This is a genomic window from Bradyrhizobium cajani, assembly GCF_009759665.1.
Classification (GTDB): domain Bacteria; phylum Pseudomonadota; class Alphaproteobacteria; order Rhizobiales; family Xanthobacteraceae; genus Bradyrhizobium; species Bradyrhizobium cajani.
In genome coordinates this window covers 171,545-192,978 of record NZ_WQNE01000002.1, presented here as the reverse complement: position 1 = coordinate 192,978, position 21,434 = coordinate 171,545, and the positions used below count along the sequence as shown (strand labels likewise).

The 21,434-nt window shown below is 65.3% G+C and carries 22 protein-coding genes; 12 read left to right on the top strand and 10 right to left on the bottom strand.

Features of this window, described 5'->3' with window-relative positions:
- Positions 1-3: 3 nt before the first annotated feature.
- A complete protein-coding gene (locus GPL20_RS03585) occupies positions 4-411 on the bottom strand; it encodes a nuclear transport factor 2 family protein (RefSeq protein ID WP_157327787.1) in 408 nt (135 codons plus the stop codon).
- A 97-nt stretch (positions 412-508) separates the two neighbouring features.
- Positions 509-1,993, bottom strand: a complete 1,485-nt coding sequence (locus GPL20_RS03580) for a mannitol dehydrogenase family protein (RefSeq protein WP_205751134.1) — start codon at positions 1,991-1,993, stop codon at positions 509-511.
- A gap of 142 nt (positions 1,994-2,135) precedes the next feature.
- Between GPL20_RS03580 and GPL20_RS03575 the strand changes: the two genes are divergently transcribed.
- From GPL20_RS03575 to uxuA, 6 genes are all read left to right on the top strand, one after another.
- On the top strand, positions 2,136-3,011 hold the full coding sequence (locus GPL20_RS03575; RefSeq protein ID WP_254125853.1) for a FadR/GntR family transcriptional regulator: 876 nt from the start codon (positions 2,136-2,138) through the stop codon (positions 3,009-3,011).
- A 3-nt stretch (positions 3,012-3,014) separates the two neighbouring features.
- Positions 3,015-4,007 (top strand): sialic acid TRAP transporter substrate-binding protein SiaP, encoded by a 993-nt coding sequence (locus GPL20_RS03570; protein WP_157327783.1) that lies wholly within the window; start codon positions 3,015-3,017, stop codon positions 4,005-4,007.
- 126 nt (positions 4,008-4,133) lie between these two features.
- Positions 4,134-4,712 carry a TRAP transporter small permease gene (locus GPL20_RS03565; RefSeq protein WP_157327781.1) on the top strand — a complete coding sequence of 193 codons (579 nt, stop codon included), beginning with the start codon at positions 4,134-4,136 and terminating at the stop codon, positions 4,710-4,712.
- A 4-nt stretch (positions 4,713-4,716) separates the two neighbouring features.
- Positions 4,717-6,123 (top strand): TRAP transporter large permease, encoded by a 1,407-nt coding sequence (locus GPL20_RS03560; protein ID WP_157327779.1) that lies wholly within the window; start codon positions 4,717-4,719, stop codon positions 6,121-6,123.
- Positions 6,120-7,169 (top strand): L-idonate 5-dehydrogenase, encoded by a 1,050-nt coding sequence (locus tag GPL20_RS03555; protein WP_157327777.1) that lies wholly within the window; start codon positions 6,120-6,122, stop codon positions 7,167-7,169. The genes GPL20_RS03560 and GPL20_RS03555 overlap by 4 nt, the downstream gene beginning before the upstream one ends.
- Before the next feature lie 13 nt (positions 7,170-7,182).
- Complete coding sequence (uxuA, locus tag GPL20_RS03550; protein WP_157327775.1) at positions 7,183-8,373, top strand: mannonate dehydratase; 1,191 nt, start codon at positions 7,183-7,185, stop codon at positions 8,371-8,373.
- A gap of 200 nt (positions 8,374-8,573) precedes the next feature.
- On the opposite strand, the gene GPL20_RS03545 is transcribed toward uxuA, so the two are convergent.
- From GPL20_RS03545 to GPL20_RS03520, 6 genes are all read right to left on the bottom strand, one after another.
- A complete protein-coding gene (locus GPL20_RS03545; RefSeq protein ID WP_157327773.1) occupies positions 8,574-9,233 on the bottom strand; it encodes a TetR/AcrR family transcriptional regulator in 660 nt (219 codons plus the stop codon).
- Between the two features lie 69 nt (positions 9,234-9,302).
- Positions 9,303-9,992 carry an aspartate/glutamate racemase family protein gene (locus GPL20_RS03540; protein ID WP_157327771.1) on the bottom strand — a complete coding sequence of 230 codons (690 nt, stop codon included), beginning with the start codon at positions 9,990-9,992 and terminating at the stop codon, positions 9,303-9,305.
- A gap of 271 nt (positions 9,993-10,263) precedes the next feature.
- Positions 10,264-10,728 carry a universal stress protein gene (locus GPL20_RS03535; protein ID WP_157327769.1) on the bottom strand — a complete coding sequence of 155 codons (465 nt, stop codon included), beginning with the start codon at positions 10,726-10,728 and terminating at the stop codon, positions 10,264-10,266.
- A gap of 75 nt (positions 10,729-10,803) precedes the next feature.
- A complete protein-coding gene (locus tag GPL20_RS03530; RefSeq protein WP_157327767.1) occupies positions 10,804-11,232 on the bottom strand; it encodes a universal stress protein in 429 nt (142 codons plus the stop codon).
- Between the two features lie 147 nt (positions 11,233-11,379).
- Positions 11,380-11,514, bottom strand: a complete 135-nt coding sequence (locus GPL20_RS39920) for a hypothetical protein (protein WP_256557482.1) — start codon at positions 11,512-11,514, stop codon at positions 11,380-11,382.
- A 101-nt stretch (positions 11,515-11,615) separates the two neighbouring features.
- Positions 11,616-12,245 (bottom strand): transporter substrate-binding domain-containing protein, encoded by a 630-nt coding sequence (locus GPL20_RS03520; protein ID WP_246250083.1) that lies wholly within the window; start codon positions 12,243-12,245, stop codon positions 11,616-11,618.
- A 114-nt stretch (positions 12,246-12,359) separates the two neighbouring features.
- Between GPL20_RS03520 and GPL20_RS03515 the strand changes: the two genes are divergently transcribed.
- The 6 genes from GPL20_RS03515 (at position 12,360) to GPL20_RS03490 (ending at position 18,728) form a co-directional block, all read left to right on the top strand.
- Entirely contained in the window at positions 12,360-13,292 is a 933-nt protein-coding gene (locus tag GPL20_RS03515) for an NAD(P)-dependent oxidoreductase (protein ID WP_254126324.1), read from the top strand.
- Positions 13,293-13,415: 123 nt separating this feature from the next.
- Complete coding sequence (locus GPL20_RS03510; protein WP_157327763.1) at positions 13,416-15,077, top strand: thiamine pyrophosphate-binding protein; 1,662 nt, start codon at positions 13,416-13,418, stop codon at positions 15,075-15,077.
- Between the two features lie 3 nt (positions 15,078-15,080).
- Positions 15,081-16,346, top strand: a complete 1,266-nt coding sequence (locus tag GPL20_RS03505; protein ID WP_157327761.1) for an NAD(P)/FAD-dependent oxidoreductase — start codon at positions 15,081-15,083, stop codon at positions 16,344-16,346.
- A 10-nt stretch (positions 16,347-16,356) separates the two neighbouring features.
- On the top strand, positions 16,357-17,100 hold the full coding sequence (locus GPL20_RS03500; RefSeq protein ID WP_157327759.1) for an aspartate/glutamate racemase family protein: 744 nt from the start codon (positions 16,357-16,359) through the stop codon (positions 17,098-17,100).
- A gap of 107 nt (positions 17,101-17,207) precedes the next feature.
- Positions 17,208-17,912 carry a GntR family transcriptional regulator gene (locus GPL20_RS03495; protein ID WP_205751133.1) on the top strand — a complete coding sequence of 235 codons (705 nt, stop codon included), beginning with the start codon at positions 17,208-17,210 and terminating at the stop codon, positions 17,910-17,912.
- A gap of 36 nt (positions 17,913-17,948) precedes the next feature.
- Positions 17,949-18,728 carry an SDR family NAD(P)-dependent oxidoreductase gene (locus tag GPL20_RS03490; protein ID WP_157327754.1) on the top strand — a complete coding sequence of 260 codons (780 nt, stop codon included), beginning with the start codon at positions 17,949-17,951 and terminating at the stop codon, positions 18,726-18,728.
- Positions 18,729-18,882: 154 nt separating this feature from the next.
- On the opposite strand, the gene GPL20_RS03485 is transcribed toward GPL20_RS03490, so the two are convergent.
- Complete coding sequence (locus GPL20_RS03485; protein WP_157327752.1) at positions 18,883-19,677, bottom strand: IclR family transcriptional regulator; 795 nt, start codon at positions 19,675-19,677, stop codon at positions 18,883-18,885.
- Between the two features lie 17 nt (positions 19,678-19,694).
- On the bottom strand, positions 19,695-21,428 hold the full coding sequence (locus GPL20_RS03480; protein ID WP_157327750.1) for an FAD-dependent oxidoreductase: 1,734 nt from the start codon (positions 21,426-21,428) through the stop codon (positions 19,695-19,697).
- Positions 21,429-21,434 lie beyond the last annotated feature (6 nt).

Sequence of the window (21,434 nt, the reverse complement as noted above, 5' to 3'; positions counted from 1 at the left end):
CGTTCAGTGGACGCGGCGGCTCGTTCTATCGTCCTCATCCTGCTCGACAATTTGCGCGATTGGGCTCGACTGGTGGTGCACGAGGCGCCAGCCGTCGCCGACGCGCCGAAAATGGTTGGCAGCAGCCAAAGCAGTGCCGTCGACGATCTCGATGCAGAGCACGCGCGCGCTGTCGCCGTCGACGATCGCCTGGGGCTCGGCGCAGACGATCTGCGGCCGTTCCGGATTTTGCAGGATGTCGCGCCAGCTTCCGATCACGGTGGCGCGCCCGATGATCGCCGGCCAGCCGGGATGGATGCAGGAAATGGCATCGTCATCCGCCCACATCCGCTCCATGCCGGCGATGTCGCCGGTCGAGAAGGCGGCGTAGAAGGCCGCGTTGGCGGCGATCACCTTGCTGTCCTTTGCCATGGCTCTCGGGTGGGGCAATGGCAGACAAAAATCAAGCGCGACTTCTGTTTGATTTTGCGTCGATTTTGACCGCAGTGCAGCATTGCCCGCTTTGTGGTCACGCCGAGACGTGCGTCGCGACCGCCCGCCGTGCACCTTCCGCATAGAGACGGCCGAGCGCCGAGGTCACGGCCTCGCGCAGGCGCGGCTCGGCCCCTAGGGGGCCGAACACCTTCTCGACGGCGAGCAGTGCAGGCGCGAGCCGCTCGGCGACGGGACCTGCCTCGCGCGCCAGGCCTGCGAATTCGGCGGCGAGCGGATCGCGCACGTCGATCGCGCGACCCTGTTCGTCGAGGCCGGTGACGTAACGCATCCAGCCCGCCACCGCGAGCGCGTGCGTTGTGATCGGCAAATCCTTGCGCAGGCGGTCCAGCATCGCGCCGAGCAGGCGCTGCGGAAGTTTTTGCGAACCGTCCATGGCGATCTGCCAGGTGCGGTGATGCAGCGCCGGATTGGAAAAGCGCCTGAGCAGCGAGGCGCGATAGCCGGCTAGGTCCGTGCCTGACGGCATGGTCAGCGTCACCGCGGCCTCCTCCATCACCTGTGCGGCAAGGCGCGCGAAATGCGGATCCCGCATGGTGTCGGCGATGGTCTCGTAACCCGCGAGGTAGCCGAGATAGGCCAGCGCGGAATGGCTGGCGTTGAGCAGCCGCAGCTTCATCAGCTCGAACGGCCTGACGTCGGTGACGAGCTCGACCCCCGCGGCGGCAAGATCGGGCCGCCCCGCCGTGAAGCGGTCCTCGACCACCCATTGCGTGAAGGGCTCGGTCATCACCGGCCAGGCGTCGCGCATGCCCAGCGCGGATGACACCGCATCCCGGTCGGCGTCCGTCGTCTCCGGCACGATGCGGTCGACCATGGTCGAGGGGAAGGCGACCGTGTCCGCGATCCACTTGCCGAGGTCCTTCGACCGCAGCGCGGCGAACTGCGTCACGATCCGCTGCACGGTGTGGCCGTTGGCGGCGAGATTGTCGCAGCACAGCACGGTGAAGGGCGAAAGGCCCCGTGCGCGCCGGCGCGCCAGCGCAGCCACGATGAAGCCGGGCGCCGAGCGCGGCGCGTCGAAATTGTTCAGATCGTGCACGACGTCAGGATGCCGCTCGTCGAGATCGCCGGTCTGCGGCGTGTGGCAATAGCCCTTCTCGGTGACGGTGAGCGAGACGATGCGAATGGCGGGATCGGCCATCCGCTCGACCAGCCGCGCCGGGTTCTCGCGCGCGACGACGCTGTCGAGCAGCGCACCAATGACACGATGCTCGGTGCCTTCGGCGGCACGGACGGCGACCGTGTAGAGATGGTCCTGCGGGGCGAGGGCATCGCGCGTATCCGGGCTGCGCAGGCTGGCGCCGACGATGCCCCAGGCGTTGCTGCCTGCGGCAATACAATCGTCGATCACGACGGCCTGATGCGCGCGATGAAAGGCCCCCAGGCCGAGATGGACGATGCCGGGCGTGACGCGTGAACGGTCATAGGCCGGGCGGCGGATGCCAGGTGGCAGCCGGTCGAGATTGGCGCGGCCAAGGCGCATTGAATTAAGGCGCATCGACGTCTCCCCCTTGCTTTGGCCGCTGCTTGACATGGCGTCCGTCCTCGGTCAATGCTTCGGTCAATTGGTAAGACCAATTTTCCAAAATTGGCGGGCCGACGGGGACGAACCCGGCGCGGCCCCTTTCGGGGAGGCCAGCGTGCCGCTGGAAGCTGTGGAGGCGAGACGGCTCTATCGCCAGGTCGCCGATCAATTGCGAAGCCTGATCGACAGCGGCGAGTACGCGGTCGGCAGTCGCTTGCCGACCGAGCGCGAGCTCGCCGAGCAGCTTAGAGTTTCGCGGCCGACGGTCCGCGAGGCCCTGATCGCGCTCGAGGTCGAAGGCCGCCTCCGCATCCGCGTCGGCTCCGGCATCTATGTGATCGAACCCGCCGCCGTTGCCGCGCCTGCATCCGCTTCCGTTCCCGTCATCGAGGGCCCGTTCGAGCTGCTGCGTGCCCGCGAATTCCTGGAAAGTGCCATCGCGGAGCAGGCCGCACGCGTGGCGACGAAGGACGATGTCGCGCGCATCGATGCGTCCCTTGTTGCGATGGAGAATGTCGAGCATCCCGGCGAAGCCTCGATGGTCCACGACCGCGCGTTTCACATTGCGATCGCCGGAAGCCTCGGCAATGCCGTCCTGGTGCGCGTGGTCGGCGAGCTGTTCGACCAGCGTCTCAATCCGTATTTCGCGCAGCTTGCGCACTATTTCGAAAGCCCCGGCACCTGGCGCACCGCGCTCGACGAGCATCGCGCCGTGCGCGACGCGATCGCGGCGCATGATCCGCAAGCCGCGCGCGAAGCGATGCGCGATCATCTGGCGCGCTCGCAGGAACGCTTTGCGCAGAACTTTGGCGCCGAGAACGCGGCAGGATCGTCTTCCGGACGCAGCCGTACGGCGCGAACGACGGCAGAGCCGTCAAAGCCGAAACATGCGCCGAAAAAGAACCGGGCCGCGAGCAGCGACGCTGCTCGCGGCGATGAGATTGGGCGGCCCGCATCCGCGTTGGGTCGGGCGAACAAGAAGCAGACTTGAGAGATGGAGGAAAAGTCAGTGTTGAAGAAGATGACAACGGTGCTTGCGGTCTCGGCCGCGGCAATGCTTGCGACGACCCAGGCCGGCCTGGCGCAGACCAAGCTCAAATGGGCCCATGTCTACGAGACCTCGGAGCCGTTCCACACCGCTTCGGTCTGGGCCGCGCAGGAGATCGGCAAGCGCACCAACGGGCGCTACCAGATCGAGGTCTATCCGGCCTCCCAACTCGGCAAGGAAGCCGACATCAACCAGGGCCTTTCGCTCGGCTCGGTCGATATCATCATCTCCGGCTCGAGCTTCGCGGCCAAGAGCTTCCAGCCGATCGGCGTGACCTATTATCCCTACACCTTCCGCAACGCCGACCATCTGCTCGCCTACACCAAGAGCGACATCTTCAAGGAGCTCGCCAAGGGCTATGAGGACAAGAGCGGCCACCACATCGTCGCGGTGACCTACTACGGCGTGCGCCAGACCTCGTCGAACAAGCCGATCAAGACCTGCGCCGACATGAAGGGCCTGAAGATGCGCGTGCCCGACGTTCCGGCCTATCTCGCGATGCCGCGCGCCTGCGGCGCCAACACCGCGCCGATCGCCTTCGCCGAAGTCTATCTCGCGCTTCAGAACGGCACCGTCGAGGCGCAGGAGAATCCGCTGACCACGATCGAGGCCAAGAAGTTCTACGAGGTGCAGAAGCACATCGTGCTGACCGGCCACATCGTCGACCACCTCAACACCGTGATCGCCGGTGCGCTGTGGAAGAAGCTCAGCGACGAGGACAAGAAGATCTTCACCGACGTCGCCCAGGAAGCCGCCGCCAAGGCGACCGAAGAGATCAAGCAGAACGAAGCCAAGCTGGTCGCCTTCTTCAAGGAGAAGGGCCTGACCGTGACCGAGGTCGACAAGAACGAGTTCCGCGACACCGTGCTGAAGAACGTCGCGTTCGAGACGTTCGGTTACCGCAAGGCCGACTGGGAGCGGATCCAGGACGTGAAATAACCAACGCCCGTCGTTCCGGGGCTCGCGAAGCGAGAACCCGGAACCTCGAGATTCCGGGTTCGGCTCTTCGAGCCGCCCCGGAATGACGTGAGTCAATCACGTGAGCGAGTTTTGAGGAGTAACCCCATGTCGACCGCCGAAATACACCGGCAGATCACCGCCGATGAGATCGCCCATACTTTCGAGGAAGAGGCGACGCCGAAGGTCGATCTCGGCATCTACGCTTTCGAGGACTGGCTGGCGCTGGCGATTTTCTGGGTCATGGCGCTTGCCGTCTTCCTCCAGTTCTTCACCCGCTACGTGCTCAACGACAGCTATGCCTGGACCGAGGAGATCGCGACCTATTGCCTGATCGGCGTGGTTTTCATCGGCTCCTCGATGTGCGTGCGGCTGTCGCGGCACATCCAGGTCGATCTCGTCTACCGCTATCTGCCGCATCTCGTGGCGCGCGCGCTGTCGACCGCGATCGACCTGATCCGGATCGCCTTCTTCGGCTACGCCATCAAGCTGGTCTGGGTCTACATCCAGATCATCGGCGACGAGCAGATGACCACGATCAATCTTCCCAAGGACTACGTTTATTACGCGGTGCTGCTCGGCTTCGTGCTGATGTTCGCACGCTCCGTACAGGTGGCGCTACAGAACTGGCGGCAGGGCTACTCGGTCCTCGAACGTCCCGGTGCCTACGACGGATCGGAAGGATAGGACCATGCTGCTGTTGCTCGGAGGCTTTCTCATCCTGATGCTGCTCGGCGTTCCCGTGGCGATTGCCATGGCGGTGTCGTCGCTGCTCTACATCCTGGTCAGCGGCGTGACGCCCGATGTCACGCTGGCGCAGCGCATGATCGCCGGCGTCGAGAGCTTTCCGCTGCTTGCCGTGCCGTTCTTCATCCTGGCCGGCAATCTCATGAACATCGCCGGCGTCACCGGCCGCATCTACAAGTTCGCGGTCGCGCTGGTCGGCTGGATGCGCGGCGGCCTCGGTCACGTCAACATCATCGGCTCGGTGATCTTCTCCGGCATGTCCGGCACTGCGATTGCGGATGCCGCCGGGCTCGGCACCATCGAGATCAAGGCGATGAAGGACCACGGCTACTCCACCGAGTTCTCGGTCGGCGTCACCGCGGCCTCGGCGACGCTCGGCCCGATCATTCCTCCGTCGCTGCCCTTCGTGATCTACGGCATGATGGCGAACGTCTCGATCGGAGCGCTGTTCCTGGGCGGCGTCATTCCGGGCGTCGTCCTGACGCTGTTCATGATGGCCACGGTCACCTACTTCGCGCACAAGAACAAATGGGGCAGCGACACGCCGTTCTCCTGGCCGCAGCTCGGCTCGGCCGGACTCGAGATCGCCATCGTGCTCGCATTCCCGCTCGCGATCTGGCTGATGGTGCTGGCGGGCATGTCGACCAACATGGCCGTCGTCATCGGTCTCGGCACGCTGCTGGCGATCGACTGGTATTTCGACTTCTCGGCGGTGATGGCGCTGATGGCGCCGGTGATCCTGATCGGCGGCATGACGCTCGGCTGGTTCACGCCGACGGAGGCCGCGGTGGCCGCAGTGATCTGGTCGCTGTTCCTCGGTCTCGTGCGCTACCGCACCATGACGTTCCAGACCGTCGCCAAGGCGACCTTCGACACCATCGAGACCACGGCCTCGGTGCTGTTCATCGTCACCGCCGCCTCGATCTTCGCCTGGCTGCTGACGGTGTCGCAGGCAGCCCAAATGTTGTCGGACTGGATGCTCAGCATCACCCACAACAAATGGGTGTTCCTGGCGCTCGCCAACATCCTGATCCTGTTTGTCGGCTGCTTCATCGACACCACGGCGGCGATCACCATCCTGGTGCCGATCCTGCTGCCGATCGTGCTCAAGCTCGGCATCGATCCGATCCATTTCGGTCTGATCATGACGTTGAACCTGATGATCGGCCTGTTGCATCCGCCGCTCGGCATGGTGCTGTTCGTGCTCGCCCGCGTGGCAAAGCTCTCGGTCGAGCGGACGACGGTCGCGATCCTGCCCTGGCTGGTGCCGCTGCTCCTCGCGCTGATCGCGATCACCTACATTCCCGACCTGACTCTCTGGCTGCCAAAATACATGGGACTCTCCAAATGACCTCCATCGCTCTCGCCGCAACCCTGTTCGGTCCCGAAGACCTGCGCATGGTCGATCATCCGCTCGACAAGCTCGCAGACGGCATGGTGCGGATCCGCTTCGGCGCCGGCGGCATCTGCGGCTCGGACATGCACTATTTCCGCCATGCCCGCACCGGCGATTTCGTGGTGAAATCGCCGCTGGTGCTCGGCCACGAGATCTCGGGCGAGGTCGTGGAGATCGCAGGGTCCGCGGCGAACCTGAAGGTCGGCGACCGCGTCGCCGTCAACCCGTCGCGCTGGTGCGGCCATTGCGTTGCCTGCCGCGAAGGCCGGCCGAACCTTTGCGACAACATCTACTTCATGGGATCGGCTTCGAAGACGCCGCACATGCAGGGCGGCTTCGCCAATTTCTTCGACGCGATCCCGGCGCAATGCGTGAATATCCCGGATCATGTGTCTTATCAGGCGGCGGCGCTGGCCGAGCCGCTCGCGGTCTGCCTGCACGCGGTCGCGCGTGCCGGCAACATCGAGGGCAAGCGCGGCATCATCTTCGGTGCGGGCCCGATCGGGCTTTTGACCATGCTCGCCGCGCGCCGCGCCGGCATGAACGACATCACGGTGGCCGACATCGCGCCGGCGCCGCTCGCCTTTGCGACCCGGCTCGGCGCCTCGCATGTCGAGAACGTCTCGGGCGGCGAGGAGGGCCTGAAGGCGCAGGCCGCCGCGCGTCCCTATGACGTCGCCTTCGAGGTCTCGGGCACGGCGGCGGGCCTTGCCAGCGCAATCGGCATCGTCAGGCGCGGCGGCGTCGTGGTGCAGATCGGTAATCTGCCGGGCGGCCAGATCCCGACGCCCTCGAATGCCGTGATGGCCAAGGAGATCGACCTGCGCGGCTCGTTCCGGTTCGGCTTCGAGTTCATGACCGCGGTGGAACTGATTGCCGACGGCAGCGTCGACGTGCTGTCGCTCGTCACGGCCGAGCGGCCGTTGTCGACCGCGCCTGACGCGCTGCGGCTGGCGCTCGACCGCTCGCAGAGCGTCAAGGTCGTGCTGACCGCGAACTGATCGGAGACTGCACATGATGCTGGAGGGATGGCGCTGGTACGGGCCGGATGATCCGGTCTCGCTCGACGATGTCAGGCAGGCCGGGGCGACGGACATCGTCTCGGCGCTGCATCAGGTGCCGATCGGCGAAGCCTGGACGCGCAAGGCGGTCGAGGAACGCAAGAACTTCATCGAGCGTGGCCAGCCCGGCCGCTCGCAGCTGACCTGGTCGGTGGTGGAATCGATTCCGATCCCCGACGACGTCAAGCGGCTCGGGGGCAAGGCGACGAAGTCCATCGAAGCCTGGATCGCGAGTCTTGAGGCGGTGGCCGCCACCGGCATCAAGATCATCTGCTACAATTTCATGCCGGTGGTCGACTGGTGCCGCACCGATCTGGAATGGGAGCTGCCGAACGGCGCCCGCGCCATGCGCTTCGACCAGGACCGCTTTGCGGCGTTCGAGCTGCACATCCTCAAGCGGCCTGCTGCCGTGCAGGAGTATTCGCCGGAGCAGCAGGCCCGCGCGAAAAAGCTGTTCGAGCAGATGAGCCAGGCCGACATCGACTATCTCGTCATGGTCATCGCCAGCGCGCTGCCGGGCTCGACCACCGAGCCGATGACCATCCCGCAATTCCGCGACCGGCTGGAAACGTATCGCGACATCACGCCGGCGCTGCTGCGCCAGCATCTCGCTGAGTTCCTTGCGCGCGTCACACCGGTCGCCGAGCAGCTTGGTGTGTCCCTGACCTTGCACCCCGACGATCCGCCGCGGTCGCTGTTCGGCCTGCCGCGCGTCGCGTCGACCGCGGACGATTATCAGGCGCTGTTCGACGCCGTGCCGTCGAAGGCCAACGGCATCTGCCTGTGCACGGGCTCGCTCGGCGTGCGCGCGGAGAATGATCTCCTAGCAATGGCCGAACGCTTCGGCCCGCGCATCGCCTTTGCCCATTTGCGCGCGACCAAGCGCGAGGCCGATGGCCTGTCCTTCTACGAATCCGATCATCTCGACGGCGACGTCGACATGATCGCAGTGCTCAAGGCGCTGTTGAAGGAGAACGCGCGGCGCGCGCCCGGCAAGAGAATCGTGTTCCGTCCCGATCACGGCCATCGGATGCTGGACGATCTCGCCGCCACCAAGCGCACCAATCCCGGCTACACGGCGATCGGCCGCCTGCGTGGCCTCGCCGAGCTCCGCGGCGCCATCAGCGCGATCGAGCATCGGTGAGACTCTTCGCCTCTCCTCGCGCCTGTCCGCCGAAGCTTTAGCGAAGGCAGATGCGGGCGGAGGCCGGAATGCGCGCGAGGCTCTATCCACATCGTCATTGCGAGCGCAGCGAAGCAATCCAGAGTCTTTCCGCGGAGCGATTCTGGATTGCTTCGCTGCGCTCGCAATGACGGTGTTGACGCGGCTGTTTAACTCTCGCCTTATTGTCGTCCCGGCGAAGGCCCTTGCTTCGCCGTCAGCCACGCCAAGATCATCTCCACGATCTGCGTCCGGCTCTTCGCCAGCATGCTGGGCTCGCTGAGGTCGCGGTCGAACAGGGCGCCGAAGGTGTGGCGGTTGGCGACGCGGAAGAAGCAGTAGGAGGAGATGGCCAGGTGTAGGTCGATGGCGTCGACGTCGTCGCGGAAGACACCCTCGCTGCGGCCGCGCGCGAGGATGCCGTCGAGCGTCGCGATCACGCTGGCGTTGAGCTGACGCAGCTGAAGATTCTGCTTCAGGTGCTTGCCGTGGTGGATGTTCTCGATGCTGACGAGGCGGATGAAGCTCGGGTTGCGCTCGTCATGGTCGAAGGTCGCCTCGATCAGGCGGCGCAATCCCTCGCGCGCGTCGCAGCTTTCGATGTCGAGCTGGTCCTCCAGCGCGCGGATGCTGCGATAGGCCTCCTCCAGCACCGCGAGGTAGAGCTGCTCCTTGCCGCCGAAATAATAGTAGATCATCCGCTTCGACGTGCGCGTCTGGGCGGCGATCGCGTCAACCCGGGCGCCGGAATAGCCCTCGCGGGCGAATTCCTGCATCGCCACTTCGAGGATGTCGCGCTTGGTGCGCTCGGGGTCGTTGGTGCGCTTCGATGGGGGCGGCATGCGTTTGAGCGTCGCTGTCTGATGGCCCTGACGCTGAAGCCAGCAGGGCTATGGCACAGGCGAGATACATCATCCGATCGCGAAATCGGCCGCAGTCTCTGCGTGAATTGCGGTGGTGTCGAATGTCTCGACTGACGTGTCGTCCGGACCGACCAGCATGGTGATCTCGGTGCAGCCGAGGATGATGCACTCCGCGCCTGCGGCGACGAGCGCTGCCATCACGTCCTGATAGCGCCGGCGCGAGGGAGCGGCGACGATTCCAAGGCACAGCTCATCATAGATGATGCGGTTCACATCGGCGCGCTCATCGGCGGGAGGAATCAGGACGTCGAGATCATGCGCACGCAGCCGATCGATGTAGAAATGTTCCTCCATCGTGAATTTGGTGCCGAGCAGCCCAACCCGCCGATACCCTTTCGCCCGAATCCGCTGCGCCGTTGCGTCGCCGATGTGAATGAACGGAACGGTCACGCTCGACATGATCTCGGGTGCCAATTTGTGCATCGTGTTCGTGCACAACGCGATCGCACGCGCGCCGGCGCTTTCGAGGCGCCGTGCGACCTCGGCCAGGCTGGCCGCCGCTTCGCTCCAGCGGCCGGCGTATTGCATCTCCTTGATGCCTTGAAAATCGTAGGAGTACATCAGCAGCGGGGCCGAATGCAGCTTGCCCATGCGGTCGCGCACCCGCTCATTGATGAGCTTGTAGTAGAGCGCGGTGCTCTCCCAGCTCATGCCTCCAATCAGGCCAACGGTTTGCATTCCGGCGCTCCCGACGATTTGGTTCGGCCGGATCGTAGACGAACAAGCCGAAGTTCGCCATCATGATGGAGCGAATGACTGGATTTCGGCGTTTGGCCATGGCGAACGCCGCCAACGCGCGGGCCGTTGCCTCAAGGCCGGATCGCGGACCTGCTGATCGCGGGGCGATCAGGACCGAATCCTCATGGATCTCTGGCAAGGCGGCACTTCGACGCGAAGCGATTTCCAACAGCTTGAGCGCAGGTCAGTCTGCCTTCATCAGCCCGTGCCGTCATTTCTGTTCGTTGTGCACGACCAGCACCGGCACGCTTCCGTCCGCCAGGACCTCCGATGTTTGACTCCCGAGGAACAGCTTCTTGAGACCGCGGCGTCCGTGGGAGCCCATGACGATCAAGTCGCAGCCTCCCGATTTTGCCGTTGCGATGATCGTGGTGGCCGGGTGCGCATTCGGAACATGCAGGAGTTCTGCTGATATCCCGACCTGCTCCGCTATGGTGCGCGCTTCATCGAGGAATTTGCCCGCGCGTTGCTTGGAAGCCGCGTCAAAGGCATCAATCTCTTGCTGCGACGGTATCCATCCCGAGGCGTGTCCGCTTCCGTAGTCGATCGGCAGCGATTCTGTCACGGCGATGACTGTCACTTTGGCCTTCAGGGCCTTCGCCAAGGCAATCCCATGCCTGAGGCCGTTTCTCGCGACCTCCGATCCATCTGTACTCAAGAGAATATGGGCGTACATTTGTGGGCTCGCTTTCTCGATGACATTGTCACCGTCTTCCGGCGCGCTGGTTCGATCTTCAGGCGGGTCCGCACGTCATGGACAGACCAGTACCGGGATTTTCGCGTGCGCCAGCACCTTGTTCGTCACGCTGCCGATGAGAAGCGCAGAGAGCCCGCTTCGCCCATGCGACGACATGACGATGAGGTCACACCCCTCGTCCGCGGCTGCCGCGATGATGGCTTGATGGGGTTGCCCGCTCTCCGTTTGGATCGTCTCGCAGGAAACACCGGCCGTCCTGGCCGCACTTGACGCGCGATCCAACACGTTCGCGGCCTGCTCCTTGCGAAACTCGACATATGTCGCGACGGCTTCAAGGAACCGGCCTGATACTTCTGAAAACGGTTCCACGACGAAGATGACGGAGACGGTGGCTCCAAGGGATTTCGCGAGCGCCAATCCGTGCGCTACCCCACGCTCCGCTAGCTCAGACCCATCTGTCGGAATGAGAATATGCCGGTACATGCTATACCTCCCGATTATCCGGACGTATCGCTGACTTGCAAAAGGTAAGCTTGGCTCGCCTTTCGGATGTAGTCTTTAGATATATCAACCTATACAGATGTCAGCAATCGGCTCAGCCCGATGTCTGCCCGGGGTCCGCTAAGGATTTCAGCCGCTCGCTGCGAGGCCGGCTTTTGCGAGCAGGTCGCGGCCGAGCACGAGACGCAGCGGCACCGAGACCCAGCGCGGCGCCGTCGTGCGCAGAATGCCGACGACCAGTCCGATCAGGAGGCCCGCGGCCACCGTGATCATCGTGTAGAAACGGTGAGCAGGAGCCCTTGCCAGATCAGGCCCCAATACGGCTTGAGCGCCGCGAACTCCCAGACATACATCGTCGAAGGCCGTCAGAACTGCACTTCGCCGGGAATGTCGTCCGCGCCGAGGCCGACGGCCTCGAAGCCCTTCAGCATCCATTCGCGGGTCTGGCCCAGCGAGCGGTTGTAGTCGGCCCAGGCGCTGAGGAAGTCCTTGTAGCGCCGATCGGCTTCGGCGCGGATGCCCATGTTGGTCGGCAGCGTCAGCAGCGGCCGCGGCACCGCAAGCTCGCCGAGCGTCGGGTTCTTCTTCAGGGTCGCAACCGACAGCACCGCCAGCGAGATGTTGCAGTCCGCGCGACCGGTCGCGACGGCGAGGATCGCCTCGTTGCGCTCCTTGAAGCCGAGGATGTTCGCCTTCGGGCAGTAGCGGCGCGCGATGGTCTCGTGGGTCGAGCCGATGTCGACGGCGATCTTGACCTCGGGCTTGTTGAGCTCGGACCAGGTTTGCGGCTTGGCGAAGCCCTTCTTGGTGATGACGGTGAAGGAGTGCACCAGGATCGGCGTGGAGAAGTCGATGACCAGCGAGCGCTCCGGCGTCGGATTGACGGCGAAGGCGAGGTCGATCTTGTCGGCCTGGAGATCCAGGATCTGGTTGCCCCAGGTCGATTCCAGCGTCTCGACCTTGGCGACGCTGGTGAGTGCGTCCCTGCGATTCATGGCAGTTCTCCTGGGCAGTCTCTTCAAGACATTTAGACCCGGCGTCTGGACTATTTCTGTATTCAGACTAAAATGCAATACGGTATTTTAGCTGGGGCAGGAAAGAACAATCACGTGCGCGCTCTCTTCGTCGACGCCAACGACACCCTTGCTGCGGTGACAGAAAAGCTGCTGCGCTCGCAGGACCTGCCGATCGGCATCAACCGCAATCCCTCGATCAAGCCCGACGACCTGCCCGGCCTGCTCGACGGTATCGAGATCATGATCGTCGACCACACCGCAGTGCCGACGGCGATTGCGGCCAAGTGCGCTGCCCTGAAGCATGTCGTCTTCCTCGGCACCGGCGCGCGCAGCTACATGAATCCGGAAGAGCTGGCCGACCGCGGCATCGCCGTTCACACCATCAAGGGCTATGGCGACACCGCGGTCGCCGAATGCGCGATTGCGCTGATGTGGGCGTCCGCCAAGAGCTTTGGCGAGATGGATCGCGGCATGCGCGAGGGCAACTGGCTGCGCCGCGACGCGGTCCAGCTCACGGGCAAGACGCTCGGCCTGATCGGCTTTGGCGGTATCGCGGCGGAAGCCGCGCGCATGGCGCTCGGCTGCGGCATGAAGGTGATTGCCTGGAACAGGTCGCCGAAGACGCACGCGAGCGTCGAATTCGTTTCGCTCGAGACGCTGCTCGCGGACAGCCATGTCGTCTCGCTGCATCTGCTCCTCAACGACGAGACCAAAGGTTTCCTGTCGCGCGAGCGCATCGCGCAGATGCGGCCCGGCAGCATCCTGGTCAACACCGCGCGTGGCGCCGTGGTCGACGAGGACGCGATGTGTGATGCGCTACGCTCGGGCCACATCGCCCACGCCGGGCTCGACGTCTTCACCGTCGAGCCGTTGCCAAAAGGCCATCCACTAACGAAGCTGCCGAACGTGACGCTGTCGGCGCATTCGGCGTTCCGCACGCCGGAGGCGAGCGACAATCTCATCGGCGCCGCGCTCGATCATTGCCGCCGCATCATCGCGTCGTGCAAACAGCAGGGGCGGGCATGACGCCTGCGCAGGGTGCGAGAAGCCTTTCGATCTTGCGCGCCCTGCCGGCCTGTCATACGCCACCTCCGAACAACATTTTCGCGAGGCGATGAGGCGCATCGCCAAAGCCTTGAGGGAGCCGTCATGTCCATTCGCAATACCCGCACCGGGGGCCAGATCCTGATCGATCAGCTCGTCGCCCAAGGCGTCGAGCGCGTCACCTGCGTGCCGGGCGAGAGCTATCTGGCGGCGCTCGATGCGCTGCATGACAGCCCGATCGACGTCGTGATCTGCCGCGCCGAAGGCGGCGCCGCGATGATGGCGGAAGCCTATGGCAAGCTCACGGGCCGTCCCGGCGTCTGTTTCGTCACCCGCGGTCCCGGCGCGACCAACGCCAGCCACGGCGTCCACATCGCGATGCAGGATTCGACGCCGATGATCCTGTTCGTCGGCCAGGTCGACACCGGCATGCGCGAGCGCGAGGCGTTTCAGGAGCTCGACTACAAGGCGGTGTTCGGCACCATGGCGAAATGGGCCGTCGAGATCGACCGCCCCGACCGCATTCCGGAGCTGGTGGCGCGCGCCTTCCGCGTCGCCATGCAGGGCCGCCCCGGTCCCGTGGTGATCTCGCTGCCGGAGAACATGCTGACCGAGACCGCGGCCGTTGCCGATGCCATGCGCATCGAGCCGGCGGTGAGCTGGCCTGCGCCATCGGACGTCGAACGCGTCGGTGCCATGCTCGCGAGCGCCAAGGCGCCGCTCGTCATCCTCGGCGGCTCGCGCTGGACGGATGAGGCGACCAAAAGCATCGCGCGCTTTGCCGAGCGGTTCGACCTGCCGGTCGCAACCTCGTTCCGCCGGGCCTCGCTGATCGACGCCGATCACTCGCATTATGCCGGCGATCTCGGCATCGGGCCGAGCCCCGGCCTGAAGGCGCGCATGGAGGGCGCCGATGTCATCCTGCTCATCGGCGGCCGCATGTCGGAGATGCCGTCCTCGTCCTACACGCTGCTCGACATTCCGACCCCGCAGCAGAAGCTGATCCATGTGCATCCGGGCTCGGAAGAGCTCGGCCGCGTCTATCAGCCGGCGCTGGCGATTCAGGCGACGCCGGCCGCGTTCGCCGCCGCCGTCGAGACGCTGAAGCCTTCCGGCGCAATTGCCTGGAAGGGTGAGGCCGCGAAAGCGCATGCCGATTATCTCGCCTGGACCGAGAAGGCGCGCGAGCTGCCGGGTTCGTTCCAGTATGGCCAGGTCATGACCTGGCTGCGCGATCGCCTGCCGAAGGACGCGATCGTCTGCAACGGCGCCGGCAATTATGCCGGCTGGATCCATCGCCATCACCGCTTCCACAGCTTCGCCGCCCAGCTCGCGCCGACCTCGGGCTCGATGGGCTATGGCGTGCCGGCGGGCGTGCTGGCCAAGCGGCAATATCCGGATCGCGTGGTCGTTGCCTTCGCGGGCGACGGTTGCTTCCTGATGAACGGCCAGGAGTTCGCGACCGCCGTTCAGTACGACGCGCCGCTGGTCGTCATCGTCGTCGACAATTCGCAATACGGCACCATCCGCATGCATCAGGAACGCGACTATCCCGGCCGCGTCGTCGGCACCCAGCTCAAGAACCCCGACTTCGCGATGTACGCAAAAGCGTTCGGCGGCCATGGTGAGCGCGTTGAGCGCACCGAAGAGTTTGCGCCGGCCTTCGAGCGTGCGCTGGCCTCGGGCAAGCCGGCGATCCTCCACTGCATCATCGATCCGCGTGCGATCTCGGTCGGCAAGGACTTTGTTCCGCAGGTCAAGGCTTAGCCGATGGCGACCGGCCGCCATGTCGCCATCATCGGTGCCGGCGCGGTCGGCGTGATCAGCGCCATCGAGGCGCTGCGCGAGGGCCATCGCGTCACGCTGATCGATCCGGGCGAGCCTGGCGGCGAACAGGCGGCGAGCTATGGCAATGCCGGCTGGCTGTCCTCGCATTCGGTGATCCCGCCGGCCGAGCCGGGCGTCTGGAAGAAGGTGCCGGGCTATTTGATGGATCCGCTCGGCCCGCTCGCGATCCGCTGGTCTTATTTGCCGAAGGCGCTGCCCTGGCTGATCAAGTACCTGCTGTCGGGCTGGACCGAGGCGCGGGTCGAGAAGACCGCGTTTGCGCTCCGCGATCTGCTAAGGGACGCGCCGCTGCTGCACAAAAAGCTCGCGGAAGAGGCGGGCGTGCCCGAATTGATCGAGCGCAACGGCGTGATGCACGTCTTCGCCTCGCGCGGCAATTTCGACAACGATCTCGGCTGGCGCCTGCGCAAGAAGGTCGGCGTCGAATGGCTGGAGCTTTCCGCCGACGAGATGCGCCAGCGCGAGCCGGACCTGCATCCGCGCTACACCTTTGGCGTGGTGGTGGAGGAGGCCGGCCGCTGCCGCGATCCCGGCGCTTATGTCGCTGCCCTCGCGCAACATGCGCTCGCAATCGGCGCCAAGCTCATGCGCGCCAAGGCGACGGGCCTCAAGCTTGACGGCAACAAGCTCGTCGCCGTCCTCACCGAGACCGGCGAGATTCCGTGCGATGCCGCGGTGGTCGCCGCCGGCGCCCGCTCGAAGCAGCTCACCGCGTCCGTCGGCGATCCGCTGCCGCTCGAGACCGAGCGCGGCTATCACGTCATGATCGAAAATCCCGAGGCGGGTCCGCGCAGCTCGATGATGGCGTCCGATGCCAAGATGGTGGTGAACTGGACCGATAGGGGCTTGCGTGCCGCCGGCACGGTCGAGATCGCCGGGCTCGAAGCCACGCCGAACTGGAAACGCGCCGAGATCCTGCGCAACCACCTCTTCAGCATGTTCCCCAAGCTGCCGAAGGACATCCCGGCCTCGCGTATCAAGACCTGGTTCGGTCACCGGCCGAGCATGCCGGATGGCCGTCCCTGCATTGGCTATGCGCGCGCTTCGCGCGACATTGTGTATGCGTTCGGCCATGGCCATGTCGGCCTGGTCGGCTCGGCCCGTACCGGCCGTCTCGTCGCCCAGCTTCTGAGCGGCAAGCAGCCCGAGATCCCGCTGGCACCGTTCGCACCCAATCGCTTTCTCTGAGGATCGCACCATGACCTCTCCAGCCAACCCTTCTTCCCGTATCGCGCGTGGCGGCAAGGCCATCTATGGCGCGCCGCTCGGCATCCTGATGCTGGAAGCGCGCTTTCCCCGCATTCCCGGCGACATGGGCAACGGCACGACCTGGCCGTTCCCGGTGCTCTATCGCGTGGTGAGCGGCGCTTCGCCGGAGAAGGTGGTGCTGAAGGGCGCCGCCGGCCTGCTGCCTGATTTCATCGATGCGGCCAAGGATCTGGTGCGGCTCGGGGCCGAAGCCATCACCACCAATTGCGGCTTCCTGTCGCTGTTCCAGAAGGAGATCGCGGCGGCCGTCGGCGTGCCGGTTGCGACCTCGTCGCTGATGCAGGTGCCGTGGGTGCAGGCGACCCTGCCGCCCGGCAAGCGCGTCGGCCTCGTCACGGTGTCGGGATCGACCTTGACGCCGGCCCATCTCGAAGGCGCCGGCGTGCCGCTCGATACGCCGCTGGTCGGCACCGAGAACGGCAAGGAGTTCTTCCGCGTCCTGATCAAGGCCGAGAAGGACGACATGGACGTCGCGCAGGCCGAACGCGACGTGGTCGAGGCCGGCAAGGAGCTCGTCGCCAGGAATCCGGACGTCGGCGCCATCGTGCTCGAATGCACCAACATGCCGCCTTATGCGGCGGCGCTTCAGGCCGAGGTCGGGCTGCCGGTCTACGACATCTATTCCATGATCACCTGGTTTCATGCCGGACTGCGTCCGCGCGTCTTTGCCTGAGCCCGGCTGTCGCAAAGCTCTGAACAAGCTCTGCTAACTTGCCGATTGCATTGCCAGCGTCGACACAGCCCCGGTATATTGTGCTGTGTTCGGTCATGAATGCACTTATGATGAGCAACGTGGAACTGGTCTCCGACAGCATCGTCGATCGCGTCTATGAACAGCTCAAGGCCATGGCCGTGAGCTACGAGTTCAAGCCGGGCGAGCGGCTCAACGAAGGCGAGCTCGCCAAGCGCCTCGGCGTCAGCCGCACGCCGCTGCGCGAGGCGCTCAACCGTCTCAACACCGAGGGCTTCCTGCGATTCACGCCGGGCAAGGGCTTCTTCTGCCGCGAGCTCGACGCGCACGAGATCTTCGATCTCTACGAGCTGCGCAAGTCGATCGAGGTCGCCTCGGTCCGCCTCGCCATCAAGCGCGCCAGGGACGAGGACATCGACGCGCTGTTGAAATTCCTCGAAGCCACCGGTCCCGATCCCGGCGAGCGCTCCTCGCTGGAGCTGGTCGAGCTCGATGAAACCTTTCACGAGCGGCTGATGGCGATGTCGAACAATGCCGAGATGCTGCGCGTGCTGCGTAACGTCAATGCACGCATCCGCTTCGTGCGCTGGATCGACATGGACCGCGTCAACCGCTCTAATACGCAAGCCGAGCACCGCGCCGTCGTCGAAGGCCTGAAGGCGCGCGACGAAGCGGCGTGTGTCTCGGTGCTGGAAAAGCACATCGACCGCCGCCTCGACCGCATCACCGCCGCGATCAAGGAAGGCTACGCACAGATCTACATGCCGGCCACGGCGAGGTCGGCGGCGAATTGACGCCCACGCGGCGTCCTGTTTTCAGGAGGCGCAAACATGAAGCTCAAAGACAAGGTCGCCGCCATCACCGGCGCGGCGCGCGGCATCGGCAAGGCCTGCGCGAAGAGATTCCTGGACGACGGCGTCAAGGTCGTCATCTCGGATGTCGATGCCGACGGCCTGGCGGCGACGGCCGCAGAGCTCGGTCGTCCCGATGCCTTGCGCACCGTCGTCGGCAATGTCGCCAGGCGCGCCGACGTGGATCAACTCGTCGCGGCCGCCGTAAAGGAGTTCGGCCGGCTCGACATCATGGTCAACAATGCCGGTGTTGCCCGCAACCAGGACATCCTCGATATCTCCGAGCAGGATTTCGACGACGTCATCGCCATCAATCTGAAAGGCGCGTTCTTCGGGGTGCAGGCGGCGGCCAAGCAGATGATCGCGCAAGGCGGCGGCGGGGTCATCATCAACATGTCCTCGGTGAATGCGCTGCTGGCGATCCCGACGCTGGCGACTTACGCCATCTCCAAGGGCGGCATGAAGCAGCTCACCTCGGTCGCCGCGGTGGCGCTTGCTCCACACAACATTCGCGTCGTGGCGGTCGGGCCGGGCACGATCCTGACGGACATGGTGGCCTCCGCGATCTACACATCCGAGGATGCCCGCAAGACCGTGCTGTCGCGCACGCCAGCCGGCCGCGGTGGCGAGCCGAGCGAGGTCGCGTCCGTCGTGGCATTCCTCGCCAGCGAGGATGCATCCTATATCACGGGGCAGACGATCTATCCGGATGGCGGCCGCCTGATCCTGAACTACACGGTGCCGGTGAAGGAGAAGTAGGGGCGCTGTCGCCACACACTCGCTGTCATCGCCCGGCTTGACCGGGCGATCCAGTACTCCGTGACAGCGGTGATAGAGCCGACGGGCTGCGGCGTACTGGATGCCCCGCCTTCGCGGGGGCATGACAGCGGTAGTTGTGCGGGCAGTTTGCCCCTCACTCCGCCGCGACCGTCATCCCGTAGCCGAGCCGCTTCGAAATGCCGCCGGCGCAGTCGCGTAAGGCATGGGCGATCGGGCTGTCCCAGCGCGCATCGAACGTGCCTTCCGGGCCCATCGCGGTGATGACCAGCGCGACATGGCCGGAATGGTCGAACACGGGCGCGGAGAACGCATTGACGCCGGGCAGGGGATCGCCGAGCGCGCGGGCGAGGCCGTGCTTGCGGACCTCGGTGAGCATCTCGGCGACCTTTGCGCCTTTCACCGTGCGCTTCGGATTGTAGCCGACGCCATGACGGTCGAGGCCGCTCTCGAGCGCGGCAGTGATCGTCTTTTCCGGCAGGAAGGCGGCGAAGGCGCGGCCGGTCGCAGTCTCCAGCAGCGCCATCACCGAGCCGGCGCGCATCACGATGTGGACCGGCTGGGCCGGCTCTTCGAGCTGCACCACGGTCGGTCCGTGCGTGCCCCAGACCGCGAGCGAGACCGCATGGCTGATCTGGCTTGCCAGTGCCGCGATCTTCGGCCGTGCGATCCGTACGCCGGAAAGGCGGCGCAGGCTGATCAGGCCGAGCTCGAGCGCCAGCGCGCCGATCTCGTAGCGCCCGGTGGTCTCATCCTGCTCGATCAGCCCGATGCGCGAGAAGCTGGCCAGATAGGGATGCGCCTTGGCCGGCGTCATGCCGGCCTCGCGCGCGAGATCGCGCAGCATCATCGGCTCGCCGCTTTTGGCGAGTGCACGGAGCAATTCTCCGCCGACCTCGATCGACTGGATGCCGCGGCTTTCCCTCTTCATGCGCCTCCTGGCGGAGCTTACGCCGCGTTGCGCCTGGCGGCGCTGTCGGCGAGATGTCGTCCGGCAATGTAGCCGAAGGTCAGCGCCGGCCCAAGCGTGATGCCGGCGCCGGGATAATTGCCGCCCATGATGCTCGCCATGTCGTTGCCGGCGGCATAGAGCCCGGGAATGACCCGGCCTTCGGCGTCGAGCGCGCGGGCGTTCTCGTCGGTGACGATGCCGGCATAGGTGCCGAGATCGCCGATCACCATCTTGATGGCGTAGAACGGGCCGTTCTCCATCGGTGCGACGCAGGGGTTCGGACCGTGCAGCGCGTCGCCCTGGTAACGATTATAGGCCTTCGAGCCCTTGCCGAAGGCGGCGTCGTATCCAAGCGGCGCGGTCGCATTGAACTGCCTGACGGTTTCGACAAAGCCCTTGGCATCGATGCCGGCCTTCGCCGCAAGCGCCTCCAGCGTGTCGCCGCGCAGGAGATAGCCGGTATCGAGATGATGGCCGAGCGGCATCGGGAAGGGCGGCACGCAGCCGAGGCCGTATTTCCGTAGCGCCTTGTGATCGCAGACCAGGAACGCTGCGATCTCCTCGCCGGGCTTTGCCGCCTTGACCATGGCCTGAACGAAGTCGTGATAGGAATTGCCTTCATTGGCAAAACGCCTGCCGTCGCGCATCACCGCGATCACGCCGGGCTTGGCGCGGTCGATGAAATGCGGCATCACGCCCTTGGATCCGTCCTTGCGCGTGGTCAGCGACACCGGCACCCAGGCCGCCGCGTTCGGCAGGCGGTCCTCGATGCGTCCGCCGGCGCTCTCCGCAAGACGCAGGCCGTCGCCGGTGTTGCCGGTCGGCCCCGGCGAATAGTGCTCGTTGCCGGTCGGCGCGTGCGGAAACATTTTTCTACGCCGCTCAACATCGTGGGGAAAGCCGCCGCAGGCGAGCACGACACCCTGTCGGGCACGGACCCGCACCTCGCGTCCCTCGCGCGCAACGATCGCGCCGGTGACAGTGCCGTTCTCGACAGTGAGCTCGCGCACCGGCGAGGACAGCCACATTGGAATCTTGAGGTCGAGCGCGGATTTCGCCAGCCGGCCGGCCAGCGCGTTGCCGTTGGTCAGCGTCATGCCGCGGCCATAGCGCAGCACGTCCATCAGATGCCGCGACAGGCGCTTGGCGACATAGACCGCCGAGGTCAGCGACTTCGTCACCCGCATGAAATGGATGATCTCCTTGCCGCTTCCGAGCATCATGCCGAACACGGTCAGCTCGGGCAGCGGCATTCCCAGCGTCCTGATCTGATCGCCAAGCTCGCGGCCGTCGAACGGCCGCGTCACCATGGAGCGGCCGCCCTGCGCGCCGCCGGGCGCCTCGGCATGATAGTCGGGAAACACCAGCGGCATGTCGAAGCGCAGCGCCGTCTTGGTGGTGAAGAAATCGACCGCCTCCGGACCGGCGCTCAGGAACGCATCGACGCGCGCGGCATCGAAATTGTTGCCGGCCTCGTGCCGAAGATAGGTGCGCGCCTGCTCTGGTGTTTCCTCGATGCCGTAGGCCTTCGCCAGCGATGTGCCGGGGATCCAGAGCCAGCCGCCGGAGCGCGCCGTGGTGCCGCCGAAGCGCGGCTCCTTCTCGACGATCAAGACGTCGAGGCCGCGATAGCGCGCGGTGATCGCGGCCGACATGCCGGAGGCGCCCGATCCGGCCACGAGCACGTCGCACTCGTAAGTCTCAATTGCGCTGTGCTCGGTGCCGGTCATGCGGAC